This is a genomic window from Streptomyces sp. NPDC059008 (assembly GCF_042749045.1).
Lineage (GTDB): Bacteria > Actinomycetota > Actinomycetes > Streptomycetales > Streptomycetaceae > Streptomyces.
The window spans coordinates 142,601-156,110 of the sequence record NZ_JBHYJC010000013.1; the positions used below are offsets into that span (position 1 = coordinate 142,601).

Consider the following 13,510-nt stretch of genomic DNA (forward strand, 5'->3'; position numbering starts at 1 on the left):
CGAACGGAACGGAAGGACGCCATGCCCGCCTACGCCATAGCCCACCTGCAGGAAGCCGCTCCGCACCCGGAGATCGCCGAGTACCTCGAGCGCATCACCGCGACCTTCGAGCCGTACGGCGGCCGCTTCCTCGTGCACGCGGCGCAGCACGAAGTGAAGGAGGGCGGCTGGCCCGGCCACGTCGTGCTGATCGGCTTTCCCGGCATCGCCGAGGCGCGGGCCTGGTGGGACTCACCCGCGTACCAGGAGATCGCCCCGCTGCGCGCGCGGCACATCAAGGGCGACATCATCCTGGTCGACGGCGTCCCCGAGGGCTACGACCCGACCACCACGGCCCAGGCGATACGGGAGGGCCTGTCGGCCGAGTAGTCCGCTCGACGAGTGGGGGAGTGCCGCCTCGGCACCCCCGGCTACCCGCAACGGGGTTCCGCCGGTCGGCGCATGGCTGCCCTGGCAGGGCTTCCCCTGCATGGCGGTCAGCGCATGGCTACTGCGGGAGGGCCCGCGGCAGCGTCTTGCGCAGTGCGGGGTGGTCCGCGACCACTGTGCAGGAGCCCGGGGCGATCTCCGTGAAGCCCGCATCGCGCACCACGGGCAGCCCGCTGCGGGTCAGCGCCTCCCAGTGCGTACGCTCCGCGGAGCGGACGGCCAGCGGGAACCCCGCCGCGCGCCAGGTCGCCCGCTCCTCCTCGGACAGCTCCCACCACGCCAGCTGGGCGCCGTGCCCGGCCTGCGCCATCTCCTTGCCCGCCGACATCTCCAGCTCGGGGTTGAGCCACAGCACCGGCAGCCCCTCGGCGGGCGCCTTCGGCGGCTGCGGGTCGTCCAGCTCCGTGCCCGAGACCTGGAGGCGCGCCAGGTCCTTCGGCCAGCCGTCCAGCGGCACCGGCGGATAGACCCGCACCTCGGCGCGGTCCCCGCCGACCGTGATGCCCGGCAGCGCCTCGGCCCGCCGCCACTCCGCGCCGCGCGCCCGCCGCACCACCTTCCGGATCCGGGCGTCCTGCCAGGCCCGCACCGCCTCGGCCCACTCGCCGTCCCCGGCCGACCGCTCGTCCGACAGCAGCACCAGCACCGCCCGCGCGGCCGTCTCCAGCGCGTCCGTACGCGCCGGCGGCTCGGCCCGCTCCATCCGCGCGACCAGCGGCAGCACGAACTGGGGTGCCGCGTCCCGGTCGGTCTCTGCGTGCTGGGACGGGCTGCCGGAGCTGTTGCCGGGCTGCCCGGCGGTCTCGGTGCTGGTCATCCGCCCAGTCTGCCAGCCGCCACTGACAACCCCGGCGCCGGCCTCGCGACCGGTGGGGCCGGCCGGCGGGGCTTTCGCACCGGTCGGCGGCCGGCCAACACCGCCCGACGGGCCCGGGGTTCACTCGGTACGCGGCTGACGCCCGGTGCGCACCCGCGCGCGCATCGGGCGGTCGCTCCGGCTACCGTCGGGGACGGCGCGGCCGCGGGGGACGGCGGCGGGGGAGCACCGCGGGGTCCCGGGGGACGCCGTGAGGCCGGAGGCAGTGGAGGTGCACAGCGGATGAGGCTGGACGGGGTGGGGCGGCGCTACGGGGTGCGCGGGCCGTGGGTGCTGAAGGATGTCCGTCTGGACGTGCCCGCGGGTGCGCTGCTGCGCGTCGAGGGGACCAACGGCAGCGGGAAGTCCACCCTGCTGCGGCTGTTCGCCGGCCTCGACCGCCCCAGCACCGGGCGGATCACCGGCCGGCCGCGCAGTGCGTACGTACCCGAACGCTTCCCGGCCGCCATGCCCTTCACCGCCGTCGGCTACCTCACCCACCTCGGCCGCATCCACGGCGTACCCGGCTCCGAAGCGGCCCGCCGTGCCACCGAGTGGCTCGAACGCTTCGGCGCCGCCGGGCATGCGCACACGCGACTGGGCGAGCTGTCCAAGGGGACCAGCCAGAAGGTCGCGGTCGCCCAGGCCCTGCTCGCCGAGCCCGAACTCCTCGTCCTGGACGAGGCCTGGACCGGCCTGGACCGCGGCGCGCGCGAGGTGCTCGACCGCGCCGTCGCCGAGCGGGTCGCCGCCGGTGGCACGGTCGTCTTCGTCGACCACGACCCGCACCGGCTGGCCGGCGCGGCCGACGCCCGCTATCGGGTCGCGGAGGGGCGGCTGCTGCCCCAGGAGGAGAGCGGTGGGCCCGCCGCGGGCGCGGCGGCGGCGACCGGCCGACGGGTGGTCATCGAGGTGGAGGGCGCACCGGGGCGCGTGCCGGAGCCTGAGGCGGCGGCGCTGCCCGGTGCGGGTTCCGGGCTGTCCGGTGGGACGGCACGGCTTCCCGGCGGACCGGAGATCGCGCCGGGCCCGGACGGCACGCTTCGGCTGACGGTCGCGGCCGCCCACTCCGACGCCCTGCTGCGGGCCCTGCTCGCCGCCCGTCCGCCCTGGCACATCCGCTCGGTCGCCCCGGCCCGGGGCCCGGCTCCGGCCGAGACCCCCGCCCCGGGGCACGCGGCGCCCGCCCCCTGAACGACCCCGTGGTTCCCGCCCCCGGGCCGGGCTCCGACGCGTCCCGACCCGCCCGCCGCCGGCTCCGCCCCGTCCGCCGCCGGCTCCGCCCCGATTCCGACACCCCGAAGAGGCCCCTCCCCGTGATCGCGCTCCTCCGCTACCAGGCCGCGCTGCTCATCGGCTCGCACCGCTGGCTGCCGCCGGTCATCTGCTACGCCGCCTTCCTGGCCATCGGCGTCCAGAGCGGTGGCCCGATCCTCGACGCGTTCGGCTACGCCGCGGGCGCCCTGCTGCCCGTAGCGGTGTGGCTCACCCGGGTCTGCGTCACCAACGAGCCGCCGGCCGCCCGCAACTGCGCCGCGGCCGCCGCCGGGCCCGGCCGGGTGCACCTGGCCTGTGTGCTCACCGCGGCCGGTGCCGGGACGCTGCTCGCGCTGCTGGGTACGGCGGCGGCCGTGCTGCTGTCCGACCCGCGCTCCACCGACCATCGCGTCGCCGTCCCGGTTCTGCCCGCGGCCGCCGCGGGGCTGCTCGCCGCGCTGGCCTGCCTGCTGCTGGGCACCGCGATCGGCGCGCTGTGCAACTGGCCGGTCCTGCGCAGCTCCGCCTGGAGCATCCCGGCAGGCCTCACCGGCGCACTGTTCCTGCTCGTCCTCGGTGTCTCGCCCGCCAACGCCGCCGTCACCGGCCTGGTCACCGGCTCCGTCCACGGCACGATCAGCACCCCCTGGCTCCCGCTCGCCCTCGCCTTCCTGATCGCCGCCGCTGCCACGGCCGCCGCCTGCGCCCTCAGCTCCCGCCGCAACTGACCCGCACGGGGCCCGCGCTCGGGTGGGCGCGGGCGTAGGCTCGGCACCATGGCAGGCACCGACGATCCCCCGACCACCAGCGCCGACACGACCACCAGCGCCGGTACGACCGGCCGCGCGGGCACGACCGGCAACGCAGGCGCGACCGGCAACGCAGGCGCGCCCGCGCCCGCGCCCCGCGCCGACTGCCTGCACTGCGGCCGTCCCACCGAGTACCCCGCCGACCGCCCCGGCATCGTGCTCTGCCCGGTGTGCGAATGGCAGGAGGCCCAGCGCACCGCCTGCTCGGGGTGACCGGCCGCCACTAAGGACGCCGCGCACGACCGGCCACCCCATGGTCAGCCCGGTCCCGCCGTGTCGGCGCGGGCCCGCCGCATCAGTGCTGCCACGGCCCGGTCACCGCGAACGTCGTCCCCGGCGTGTAGCAGTTGACGTACATCGTGCGGTGGTCGGGTGAGAAGGTCACACCGGCGAACTCGCCCCACTCCGGCTTCTCCGGGGTGCCGATGTTCTGGCGGCCGCGCGCCATCGCATAGACCTCGCCGTGCCGGGTGAGGCCGAAGACGTGCTGGGCCCCCTCGCCGTCCTCGCAGACCATCAGGCCGCCGCTGGGCGCCAGGCAGATGTTGTCGGGGGACTCGCCGGGAAGCTGCAGATCGGAGTCGGGCCCGAAGACGACGACCTGGGTCAGGCGCCGCCGCTGCGGTTCGTACTTCCAGACCTGGCCGTAGTGGTCCGCCGCCGAACCGGCGTCGCGGTGCGCGAAGCTGGAGACGAAGTAGACGCAGGAGCCGCCCCAGTAGCAGCCCTCCAGCTTCTGGGCGTGGGTGATGCCCCGGGGGCCGAAGTCCTGGAAGCGGATGGGGGTCTGGCGGGCGAGCGGGTCGGGGACGTCCACCCACTCCACATGGTCGAAGGTGGTGCCGGGCTCCTGGATGGTGGACAGGTCGGGCACTCCGGGGACGCGCAGCGCCTGCAGCCGGCCGCCGGCCCGCAGCGAACCGCGCCCGCCCCTCGGCTTGTTCGGCAGAAAGCGGTAGAAGAGCCCGAACGGCTTCTCGAAGGCGTCCTCGGTCTCGTAGACCGTGCCGGTCCCGGGGTCCACGGCGACGGCCTCGTGCTGGAAGCGACCCATGGCCGTCAGCGGGACGGCTCCCGTGCGCCGGGGGTCGTACGGGTCGACCTCGAAGATGAAGCCGTGGTCCTTGGTGTAGTTCTCCTCACCGGCCCGGAACTCGGTCTCCTCGCAGGTCAGCCAGGTGTTCCACGGGGTGTGGCCGCCCGCGCAGTTGGTGGAGGTGCCGGCGATGGCGACCCGTTCGGAGCGCACGGTGTTGTTCCGGTCCAGCTCCAGGGCCGTGCAGCCGCCCTCGCCACCGGGGTCGTACGTCAGGTCGGGGACCCGGGGCACGGCGGAGCGGGAGCCGGTGCGGTTCTCGTGGTTGCGGACCAGGTAGGTACTGCCGTGGCGGCCGGGAGAACCGGGGAAGGCGGCCATACCGTCGCAGTTGCTGGGCACCCTGCCCTCCCCGGAGGGCAGCGCATCGCCCTCCTTGGAGAGGACCTTGTACCGGAAGCCCTTGGGCAGATCGAGCAGACCGGCCGGGTCGGGGACCAGCGGGCCGTAGCCGCGCCGCCCCATGCTCCGGGCGGTCGCGGTCCCGGCGAAGATCTCGGTGACGTTTCCGGAGAAGGCGAGGGAAACCCCCAACGCACCGGCTCTGGTCAGAATCTGACGTCGTGTCGCAGACATGGGCCACTCCCTGTTGGCGGACAGGTGATGTAACCCGCTCGTGTGTACCACGCACCCGCGCCGCCGGGAACCAGGCTGCGCGGGCCGGTCACTCTTCCCGTTCCGCCGCGGGGTCCGCGGTCCGGGAGCCGGCCCGGCCGTAGTGCGCGATCAGCGGGAGGAACACCTCGTCGACCACCGCGGTGACGTCGGCTTCCGCGGGAGCGCGATGGGTGATCAGCATCCCGCTGGCCACGAGGTTGATCGGAAGGGCGGCGACCCGGGCGGGGATCCGGGACGGGTCGAGCTCGCCGCGCCGGGCCGCGCGGTCGAGCACCTGCGCCATCGCGTCCCCGCCGGCCTCGCGCGAGCGCTCCGTCATGAAATCGCCCAGGTCGGTGCCGCGGGTCCGGCTGTCGGTGAGCACCTCCAGGACGGGGGTGATCGCCGACAGCCGGGTGGTGATCTGGTCGAGCAGTGCGAGGACGTCGGTGCGCAGCGCGCCGGTGTCCGGTGGCGGCGGGGGCAGTGGCGGTGTGCGGTGCCGCAGGGCGGCCAGGGCCAGGTCGCGGCGCTCGGGCCAGCGCCGGTAGAGCACCGTCCGGCTGGTGTGGGCGCGGGCCGCCACGCCCTCGTACGTCAGGTCGTGGTAGCCGACGGCGAGGAGCTCCTCCCAGGCGGCGTCCAGCAGGGCGGCTTCCAGTGCGGCGCCCCTGCGTCGGCGCCCTGGGGGCGGCGCCTCACTGTTCACATCTTTAGGCACAGTGTGTATCTTACGCGGTGGATAAGATACGCGACGAACCTTAAGGGGTGCCATGCGTGGCAAGGGCGTGCAGTACGACACCGGAACGTTTCCGAACGGCGACAACACGAACCCCCGATTCACCCCCGACCTCGCGGCGCGCGACATGCGGGTCATCGCCGAGGACCTGCACTGCAACACCGTGCGCATCACCGGCGGCGACCCCGGGCGGATCAGCGCGGCGGCCGAGGCCGCGGCGGAGGCCGGACTCGCGGTCTGGTACTCGCCGTTCCCCTGCGAGATGACGGAGGATCAGCTCCTGCCGTACTTCGTCGAGTGCGCGGACCGCGCCGAGGAGCTGCGGCGCCAAGGGGCCGATGTCGTGTTGGCCACCGGCTGCGAGATCAGCATCTTCAACTGCGGCTACCTGCCCGGCGATACCTTCAACGACCGTATGGAGCCGCTGCGGGCCGCACCGGAGGTGCGGGAGAAGGCGCTCGCCGCGATCCCGGAGCCGGTCAACGCCTTCCTCGCCGAGGTGGCCAGGGCCGTCCGGCCGCGGTTCGGCGGTCCGCTCAGTTACGCGTCGATCCCCATCGAGCACATCGACTGGACGCCCTTCGACCTCGTCGGCGTCGACGCGTACCGCAGCAGCCGCAACGCCACCACCTACCGCGAGGACCTGCGGGCGTACTTCGCGCACGGCAAGCCGGTCGTGGTCACCGAGGCCGGCTGCTGCGCCTACCGGGGCGCCGGCGACATGGGTGCGGCCGGCTGGCTCGTCGTCCAGCCGGACGGCACCGTCACGCCGGGGACCGTGCGGGACGAGGGCGAACAGGTCCGCTACATGGACGACCTGCTGCCGCTCTTCGAGGAGGAGGGGGTCGACACGACCTTCTGGTTCAGCTTCGCCTGCTACGCCCTGCCGCACCGCGAGGATCCGCTCCGGGACGCGGACCTGGGGTCGTACGGCATCGTCAAGGTGCTGGACGGGGAGCGCGGCGACGCCGTCGCGCCCTGGGAGCCGAAGGAGGCGTTCCACGCCCTGGCCCGGCACTACGGGAAGTCGTAGCCCTCCCGTTGGATCGGCCGGGCAGGGCCCGGAGCGCCCCTACGGCGCCTCGTCGGCGACCAGCGGCTTGGCGTCGCGGGCCAGCGCCGTCAGGCGGGAGATCGCCCGGAAGTACTTCTTGCGGTAGCCGCCGCGCAGCATCTCCTCGCTGAACAGCTCGTCGAAGGCCTTGCCGGAGGTCAGTACAGGCACCTCGCGGTCGTAGAGGCGGTCGGCGAGGACCACCAGGCGCAGCGCGGTGGACTGGTCGGGGACCGCCTGGACGTCGGTGAGGCAGACCGCCTCGATGCCGTCGCACATCGCGCCGTAGCGGCTGGGGTGCACCTTCGACAGGTGCTCCAGAAGGGAGGGGAAGTCGTCGAGCGAGGCGCCGGGCGTGCGGTAGGCGGCGCGGGTGACGGTCTCGGTGTCGTACGGGGCGGGGGCCTCGGGCAGACCGCGGTGGCGGTAGTCCTGGCCGTCGATCCGCAGCGGACGGAAGTGGGCGCTCAGGCCCTGGATCTCGCGCAGGAAGTCGGCGGCGGCGAACCGGCCCTCGCCGAGCTTGCCGGGCAGGGTGTTGGAGGTGGCGGCCAGCGCCACGCCGGCGTCCACCAGCTTGCCGAGCAGGCTGGAGACCAGGACGGTGTCGCCGGGGTCGTCCAGCTCGAACTCGTCGATGCACAGCAGTTTGTGGTCGCCGAGCGTGCGGACGGTCTGCTGGAAGCCGAGCGCGCCGACGAGGTTGGTCAGCTCGACGAAGGTGCCGAAGGCCTTGCGTTCGGCCGGGGCCGGGGCGGCGTGCCACAGGGAGGCGAGCAGGTGCGTCTTGCCGACGCCGTAGCCGCCGTCCAGATAGACGCCGCGCGGGCCCTTGGGGGCCGCCGGCTTCCTGGCGAACCAGCGCCGCTTGGTGGTGCCCGCGCCCGTTCCGGCGTCGATGCCGTCCGCGAAGTCGCTCAGCACCTGGACGGCCTCGGCCTGGCTGGGCTGCTGGGCGTCCGGGATGTAGGTGTCGAAGCGGGCGTCCTGGAAGCGCGGCGGCGGCACCATCTCGGCGACCAGGCGGTCGGCCGGGACGTGCGGGGCGCGGGAGGTGAGCGCGGTGGGCGCCACGGCGTCCCCGTCGGCCGGCGGTCCGGCTATCGGGTCGGGCTGCGCGGAAGAGGGCTGGGAAGGCGACACAGCCGTCCAGCCTATCTCCTCGGCGGTATCCGCCGGTCCGCCGAGCGAGGCATGTCACACTGCCGCCATGCGACGCCTGTTCCCCCTCCCCACCCCGCCCGCGACCTCCCCCGACGGCACGGTTGCCGGGCCGCCGCCGCCCGGTCCGACCGACCGGGAGTGGACCCTGGACGAGCTGGCCGAGGCCTACGCGTATCCGGCGCCGGACGATCCGGCGTGTGCGCGGCGGGGCGGGTGGCTGCGCGCCAACATGGTGTCGTCGATGGACGGCGCGGCTCATCACGAGGGCCGCTCGCAGCCGCTCTCCAGCGATGCCGACATGCGGATCTTCGGGGTGCTGCGGGCGCTCGCGGATGTCGTGGTGGTGGGTGCGGAAACGGTACGGCAGGAGGGCTACCGGCCGGCCCGCGCCCGGGAGGCGTTCGCCGCCCGGCGGGCCGCCGCCGGTCAGGGCCCGGCCCCCGCCATCGCGGTGGTCACCGCCGGTCTCGGGCTGGACTTCGGCCTGCCCCTGTTCACCGAGCCGCTGGTGCCCACCCTCGTACTGACCGGTGCGGGCGCGCCGGCGGACCAGGTGGCGAAGGCCCGGGAGGCGGGGGCCGAGGTGCTGTTCGCCGGTGAGGGGCTGGGCGTCGATCCGGCCCGGGTGGCCGGGGTGCTGGCCGGACAGGGGTACACCCGGCTGCTCACGGAGGGCGGGCCGCGCCTGCTGGGGCAGTTCGCGGCGGCGGGGGCGGTGGACGAGATGTGTCTGACCCTGGCCCCGGTGGTCGCCGTGGGCGCCGCGCCGAGGATCATGGACGGACCTGCCGTCCCGGTTCCCGAGCGGTTCGTCCTGGCGTCCGTATTGGAGGAGGCCGGGTTTCTGTTCACTCGCTACCGTCGGTCCTGACAATCGGCGGAATTATCTGTTCCGCTTAGCTTCCTTTGGGCACACTAAAAGCCAGCAGTCCCGTGTGGCGACGGGGCAGGATGGTTTCTGTCGGGCACCGCGCACCGCAGTGCCCCGAAGAGAAGAAGGGCGTCCGTCGTGTTCACGAGCGTGTTGATGATCGAGAAGCCACTGACGCCCGCCGACGTGGAGTTTGTGACGACCCTGCACGGCGACGATCCGATGTCGTTCGTCGTCCTGATGCAGCCGCGCGGCAAGCAGGACGTACTGCTGCGGGCCATCGACGACGTGGCCCTCGGCGAGTTCGACGACGCCGTGCGGGAGGGCGAGGAACCGGGCGGCAGCGCGGCGGACGCCCCCGCCGACCTCGCCCTGTCCCACACCCTGCAAGCGCTGCGCGACGCGGGCGCGGAGGCCATCGGACAGGTGGTCGAGGCCCATCCGCTGGACCTGCTGCGCTCCGTCGTCGACGAGACCGGCGCGGACGAGGTGATCGTGCTGACCACGCCGCACTTCGTCGAGGAGTTCTTCCACCGCGACTGGGCCTCCCGCGCCCGCCACAAGGTCGGCGTCCCGGTGCTCAAGCTCTTCTCGCACGCTGCGGACGACCAGCCCCAGGGGTCTGCCTGACCTCGTCCGCGCAGTGCGGGCGCGCCACCCGGTCGGCGTACTCGCGCCCCGCGCGGGTGTACGGGGCGGCGCGCACCGCCCCGGCGGCCGTCCAAGACGGTGCCCCGGCGGCCGTCAGGAACGGGCCCCGACCCGCGGACGCAGCCGCCCGTCCCGCACCTCCGCGATCTCGTCGGCCGCGTCCAGATGCGCGGCGTCGTGGGTGACCAGCACCGTCGCGGTGGCGCGCTGATGGGTCAGGGTGAGCAGCAGATCCAGGGCCGCGGCGCCGCGTTCGTGGTCCAGCGCGCTGGTCGGCTCGTCCACCAGCAGCACGGCGGGCTCGTTCATCAGCGCCCGGGCGATGTTGATCCGCTGCCGCTGCCCGCCCGACAGCTGGTGCGGGCGCCGGTGGGCCTGCCCGTCCAGGCCGACCGCCGCCAGCAGCTCCAGCGCCCGGGAGCGCGCCTTGCGGGGCGAGCGGCCGTCGAGATGGGCCATCACCTGCAGCTGCTCGACGGCGGTCAGGGAGGGCAGCAGATTCGGCTGCTGGAAGACCGTGCCGATCGTGGTGCGGCGCAGCGCCGTCAGCTCGCCGCGGCCCAGGCCCGCGGTGTCCGTACCGTCGATCACCACCCGCCCGCGGTCCGGGCCGATCAGCGTCGCGGCGACCGCGAGCAGGCTGGACTTCCCGGACCCGGACGGCCCGATCACCGCGGTCAGACATCCGGCGGGCACGGACAGCGAGACCTCGTCCAGCGCGGTCAGCCGGGCCCCGCCGTCGGGGTAGGTGAGGGTCACATCGGTCAGTTCGAGGCTCATCGGGCACTTCCCAGGGCGGTCAGCGGGTCTACGGAGGTGATGCGGCGGATGGACAGCGCGGCGCCCACGGCACCCAGCGCGATCATGATCAGGGCGGGGATCAGCACGGTGGACGGATCGAGCACGAACGGCACCGCGCCGCCGATCCCGGCACCCACCCCCGCCGCCACGGCGGTGCCCAGGCCCGTACCGATCACCAGCAGGACGACGGCCTGGCCGAGCGCGTCCCGCAGCAGATAGCGGGTCGAGGCGCCCAGCGCCTTCAGCACGGCCACATCGCCGCTGCGCTGGATCGTCCACACCGTGAAGAACGCCCCGATGACCAGCGCGGAGATGGCGAACAAAAAGCCCCGCATCAGCTGCAGCGAGCCGTTCTCGGCGGAGTACGAGCCGATCGCCTGCAGCGCGTCGTCGGTCGTGACGGTCCGGGTGCCCAGCTTCTTGTCGGCGGCCGCCAGATCGGCGCTCCCGGTGGTGGACAGGGCCAGCACGGTCGCCCCCGGGGCGGGAGCGGAGCCGCGGCCCTGGCCCCCGGAGCCGCCCGACAGCCGCGCCCAGTCGCCCAGCGTCGTCCAGACCACCGGTGTGTGGCTGTACATCGCCGCGCCCGACACCGCCGCGACGCGCACCGTACGGCCGCCCAGCGTCAGCGAGCCCCCGGCCCGCACACCGAGCGAGTCGGCGGCCTTCTCGGACAGCACCACCGCGCCCTCGCCGACCCGCCCGGTGTCCGCGCCCAGCCGCGCCCCCGGGCGCACCCCGAACGCCGACACCGTGGCCGTCCGCCCGTCCGCACCCGCCTTCGTCGTGGTGATACCCAACGGTTCGGCGGACCGTACGCCCGGCACCCGGGCCCACCGCCCCACGGTCCGCTCCGGCAGCCGCGAACCGGCGAAGGCGACGGCGTCGTCCCCGGCGGGGGCGGAGAACACCAGGTGGTCGGCGGGCAGCGCGGTGATCGCCGAGGTGTTCTCCCGGCCCAGGCCCGCGGTCAGGCCGGACAGCAGACCCACCAGCACCGTGATCAGCACGACGACGGTGCCCATCAGGGCGAACCGCCCCTTGGCGAATCTCAGGTCTCTCCAGGCGACGAACACCGGCGGGTCTCTCCTCGGATCCGGGCGCCGGACCCACTGCCCGGCGACTGGTGTCCACCGTCGCCTCCCGGGCGGGGCTCCGGCATCGCGCCGCGGAGTGGTTCACCGGCGTCGAAAGGTGCGCCCCGGGATCAACCCTTCGATTGATGCCGCAGGTGAAGGTGGCCCTTAGCCTGAAGAGGCCGTGACCGAAGAAGCCGTGACCGATCACTCCCTCACCCCCGTCCTGCGGGTCCTGCGCAGCTGCCTGCATCTGATGGTGGCCGCGCTGCTCGGGCTGGCCGTCGTCCGCGCGGTCGCCGACCACGCGCCGGACGCCGCGGCCGTCGTCCCGACCGCCGTCGCGCTGTTCGCCGTGTACGCGATCGGCCCCAAGCTGCCCCGTCTGCGCAGCTCCACGGGTGCCGCCGCGCTCTGGCTGGGCGCCGTGGCACTGCTCTGGCTGGTGCTGCTCGCCCTCACCCCGGACGGCGTGTGGCTGGCCTTCCCGCTCTTCTTCGTCCAGTTGCATCTGCTGCCGCTGCGCTGGGCGCTGCCCGCCGTCGTGGCCACCACCGCCCTCGCCGTCGCCGGATTCGGCTGGCACACCCACACCCTGAGCGTGGGCACGGTGCTGGGGCCCGCGCTGGGCGCCGCCGTCGCCGTCGCCGTCGTCCTCGGCTACGAGGCCCTCTATCGGGAGAGCGAGCAGCGCCGCCGCCTCATCGAGGAGCTGACCGCGGCCCGCAGCGAACTCGCCACGGCGGAACACGCCGCCGGAGTGCTCGCCGAGCGCGAGCGGCTGGCCCGCGAGATCCACGACACCCTCGCCCAGGGCCTGTCCAGCATCCAGCTGCTGCTGCGGGCCGCCGAACGCGCCCTGCCGGAGCGGCCCGGCACGGCCCTCGGCCATGTCCGCCAGGCCCGTACCGCCGCGGTGGACAACCTCGCCGAGGCGCGCCGCTTCGTGCGCGCGCTGAGCCCGCCCGACCTGGAGGCGGGGACGCTGCCGGCCGCCCTGGAGCGGCTCTGCGCCACCACCGCCCGTACGTCGGGTCTCGCCGTGCACTGCCAGGTCTCCGGCGCGCCCACCGCCCTGCCCACCCCGCACGAGGTGGCCCTGTTGCGCATCGCCCAGTCCGCGCTCGCCAACACCGTGCAGCACGCCGCCGCCGACCGCGTCGAGCTGACCCTCAGCTACATGGACACCGAGGTCGCCCTGGACGTCGTCGACGACGGCGCCGGATTCGTGCCCGCGGAGGTGCCCGCACCGGGCTCCGCGGCGGCCTCCGGCACCGGCTTCGGCCTCGCCGCGATGCGCGCCCGGGCCCGCGCGCTGCAGGGCACCCTCGCCGTGGAGTCCGCCCCCGGAGAGGGCACCGCCGTCGCCGTCACCCTGCCCTGCACCGCAGCACCCGCCACCCCGGAGGCCGCCTCGTGACCACTACGGACTCTCCCGGGACGCCGGCCTCGCCCCAGGGCGGGGCCCCCGTCATCCGGCTGCTGCTCGCCGACGACCACCCCGTCGTGCGTGCCGGGCTGCGCGCCGTCCTGGAGACCGAACCGGACTTCGAGGTCGTCGCCGACGTCGCCACCGCCGAGCAGGCCGTCGAGCTCGCCGCGGAGCGCGACCTCGACGTGGTCCTCATGGACCTCCAGTTCGGCGGTCGGATGCTCGGCTCCCAGGCCACCGCCGCGATCGCCGCCCGCCCCGGTGCCCCCCGGGTCCTGGTGCTGACCACGTACGACACCGACGCCGACATCCTCGCCGCCATCGAGGCCGGCGCCACCGGCTACCTCCTCAAGGACGCCCCGCCGGAGGAACTGGCCGCCGCGGTGCGCACCGCCGCCGCCGGCAAGTCCGCGCTCGCGCCCACCATCGCGCTGCGCCTGATGGACCGGATGCGGACCCCCGCCACCGCGCTCTCCCGCCGGGAGACCGAGGTCCTCCAGCTCGTCGCCGACGGCCTGTCGAACGCCGCGATCAGCAAGCGGCTCTTCCTCAGCCAGGCGACCGTCAAGTCCCACCTTGTCCACATCTACGCCAAGCTGGGCGTGGACTCGCGCACGTCCGCGGTCGCCGCCGCCACCGCCCAGGGCCTGATCCGCCGCTGAGCGGCGGCCCGCGGAC

Annotated in this window: 15 protein-coding genes; 9 read left to right on the top strand and 6 right to left on the bottom strand. The window is 74.5% G+C overall.

Going from position 1 to position 13,510, the window contains the following annotated elements:
- The first annotated feature begins 21 nt into the window (after positions 1–21).
- Entirely contained in the window at positions 22–369 is a 348-nt protein-coding gene (locus tag ACFWZH_RS18320) for a DUF1330 domain-containing protein (protein WP_384431732.1), read from the top strand.
- A 118-nt stretch (positions 370–487) separates the two neighbouring features.
- On the opposite strand, the gene ACFWZH_RS18325 is transcribed toward ACFWZH_RS18320, so the two are convergent.
- Positions 488–1,246, bottom strand: a complete 759-nt coding sequence (locus ACFWZH_RS18325) for a peptidyl-tRNA hydrolase (protein WP_384431571.1) — start codon at positions 1,244–1,246, stop codon at positions 488–490.
- A gap of 282 nt (positions 1,247–1,528) precedes the next feature.
- Between ACFWZH_RS18325 and ACFWZH_RS18330 the strand changes: the two genes are divergently transcribed.
- From ACFWZH_RS18330 to ACFWZH_RS18340, 3 genes are all read left to right on the top strand, one after another.
- Positions 1,529–2,479 (top strand): ATP-binding cassette domain-containing protein, encoded by a 951-nt coding sequence (locus tag ACFWZH_RS18330; protein WP_384431574.1) that lies wholly within the window; start codon positions 1,529–1,531, stop codon positions 2,477–2,479.
- Between the two features lie 122 nt (positions 2,480–2,601).
- Positions 2,602–3,270 (top strand): ABC transporter, encoded by a 669-nt coding sequence (locus ACFWZH_RS18335; protein ID WP_384431577.1) that lies wholly within the window; start codon positions 2,602–2,604, stop codon positions 3,268–3,270.
- A 48-nt stretch (positions 3,271–3,318) separates the two neighbouring features.
- Positions 3,319–3,564, top strand: coding sequence for a hypothetical protein (locus tag ACFWZH_RS18340; protein WP_384431579.1), 246 nt, complete (start codon positions 3,319–3,321; stop codon positions 3,562–3,564).
- 82 nt (positions 3,565–3,646) lie between these two features.
- On the opposite strand, the gene ACFWZH_RS18345 is transcribed toward ACFWZH_RS18340, so the two are convergent.
- Positions 3,647–5,023, bottom strand: a complete 1,377-nt coding sequence (locus tag ACFWZH_RS18345; protein ID WP_384431582.1) for an alkaline phosphatase PhoX — start codon at positions 5,021–5,023, stop codon at positions 3,647–3,649.
- Positions 5,024–5,111: 88 nt separating this feature from the next.
- Positions 5,112–5,765 (bottom strand): TetR/AcrR family transcriptional regulator C-terminal ligand-binding domain-containing protein, encoded by a 654-nt coding sequence (locus tag ACFWZH_RS18350; RefSeq protein ID WP_384431585.1) that lies wholly within the window; start codon positions 5,763–5,765, stop codon positions 5,112–5,114.
- 52 nt (positions 5,766–5,817) lie between these two features.
- Here ACFWZH_RS18350 and ACFWZH_RS18355 point away from each other — a divergent pair, with 52 nt between their 5' ends.
- Positions 5,818–6,816, top strand: a complete 999-nt coding sequence (locus ACFWZH_RS18355; protein WP_384431587.1) for a hypothetical protein — start codon at positions 5,818–5,820, stop codon at positions 6,814–6,816.
- A 39-nt stretch (positions 6,817–6,855) separates the two neighbouring features.
- On the opposite strand, the gene zapE is transcribed toward ACFWZH_RS18355, so the two are convergent.
- The gene (gene zapE / locus ACFWZH_RS18360) at positions 6,856–7,980 is read right to left on the bottom strand and encodes a cell division protein ZapE (RefSeq protein ID WP_384431590.1); all 1,125 of its coding nucleotides are present in this window, start codon (positions 7,978–7,980) and stop codon (positions 6,856–6,858) included.
- A 67-nt stretch (positions 7,981–8,047) separates the two neighbouring features.
- Between zapE and ACFWZH_RS18365 the strand changes: the two genes are divergently transcribed.
- Positions 8,048–8,872: a pyrimidine reductase family protein gene (locus ACFWZH_RS18365; RefSeq protein WP_384431593.1), complete on the top strand. Its 825-nt coding sequence runs from the start codon at positions 8,048–8,050 to the stop codon at positions 8,870–8,872.
- A gap of 156 nt (positions 8,873–9,028) precedes the next feature.
- Positions 9,029–9,502 (top strand): indole-3-glycerol phosphate synthase, encoded by a 474-nt coding sequence (locus tag ACFWZH_RS18370; protein ID WP_384431734.1) that lies wholly within the window; start codon positions 9,029–9,031, stop codon positions 9,500–9,502.
- A 114-nt stretch (positions 9,503–9,616) separates the two neighbouring features.
- On the opposite strand, the gene ACFWZH_RS18375 is transcribed toward ACFWZH_RS18370, so the two are convergent.
- On the bottom strand, positions 9,617–10,303 hold the full coding sequence (locus ACFWZH_RS18375) for an ABC transporter ATP-binding protein (RefSeq protein WP_384431596.1): 687 nt from the start codon (positions 10,301–10,303) through the stop codon (positions 9,617–9,619).
- Complete coding sequence (locus ACFWZH_RS18380) at positions 10,300–11,400, bottom strand: ABC transporter permease (protein WP_384431599.1); 1,101 nt, start codon at positions 11,398–11,400, stop codon at positions 10,300–10,302. The genes ACFWZH_RS18375 and ACFWZH_RS18380 overlap by 4 nt, the downstream gene beginning before the upstream one ends.
- 184 nt (positions 11,401–11,584) lie before the next feature.
- On the opposite strand from ACFWZH_RS18380, the gene ACFWZH_RS18385 reads away from it, so the two are divergent.
- Together ACFWZH_RS18385 and ACFWZH_RS18390 are read left to right on the top strand one after the other, a co-directional pair.
- On the top strand, positions 11,585–12,820 hold the full coding sequence (locus tag ACFWZH_RS18385) for a sensor histidine kinase (protein ID WP_384431602.1): 1,236 nt from the start codon (positions 11,585–11,587) through the stop codon (positions 12,818–12,820).
- Positions 12,817–13,494, top strand: a complete 678-nt coding sequence (locus ACFWZH_RS18390; RefSeq protein WP_384431605.1) for a response regulator — start codon at positions 12,817–12,819, stop codon at positions 13,492–13,494. The genes ACFWZH_RS18385 and ACFWZH_RS18390 overlap by 4 nt, the downstream gene beginning before the upstream one ends.
- Positions 13,495–13,510 lie beyond the last annotated feature (16 nt).

Excerpts from the sequence above, each read along its gene's own strand:
- ACFWZH_RS18370 (WP_384431734.1), top strand. The coding sequence starts at position 9,029 with ATGATCGAGAAGCCACTGACGCCCGCCGACGTGGAGTTTGTGACGACC.
- ACFWZH_RS18325 (WP_384431571.1), bottom strand. The coding sequence starts at position 1,246 with ATGACCAGCACCGAGACCGCCGGGCAGCCCGGCAACAGCTCCGGCAGC.
- ACFWZH_RS18375 (WP_384431596.1), bottom strand. The coding sequence starts at position 10,303 with ATGAGCCTCGAACTGACCGATGTGACCCTCACCTACCCCGACGGCGGG.
- ACFWZH_RS18330 (WP_384431574.1), top strand. The coding sequence starts at position 1,529 with ATGAGGCTGGACGGGGTGGGGCGGCGCTACGGGGTGCGCGGGCCGTGG.
- ACFWZH_RS18320 (WP_384431732.1), top strand. The coding sequence starts at position 22 with ATGCCCGCCTACGCCATAGCCCACCTGCAGGAAGCCGCTCCGCACCCG.
- ACFWZH_RS18365 (WP_384431593.1), top strand. The coding sequence starts at position 8,048 with ATGCGACGCCTGTTCCCCCTCCCCACCCCGCCCGCGACCTCCCCCGAC.
- ACFWZH_RS18345 (WP_384431582.1), bottom strand. The coding sequence starts at position 5,023 with ATGTCTGCGACACGACGTCAGATTCTGACCAGAGCCGGTGCGTTGGGG.
- ACFWZH_RS18340 (WP_384431579.1), top strand. The coding sequence starts at position 3,319 with ATGGCAGGCACCGACGATCCCCCGACCACCAGCGCCGACACGACCACC.
- ACFWZH_RS18355 (WP_384431587.1), top strand. The coding sequence starts at position 5,818 with ATGCGTGGCAAGGGCGTGCAGTACGACACCGGAACGTTTCCGAACGGC.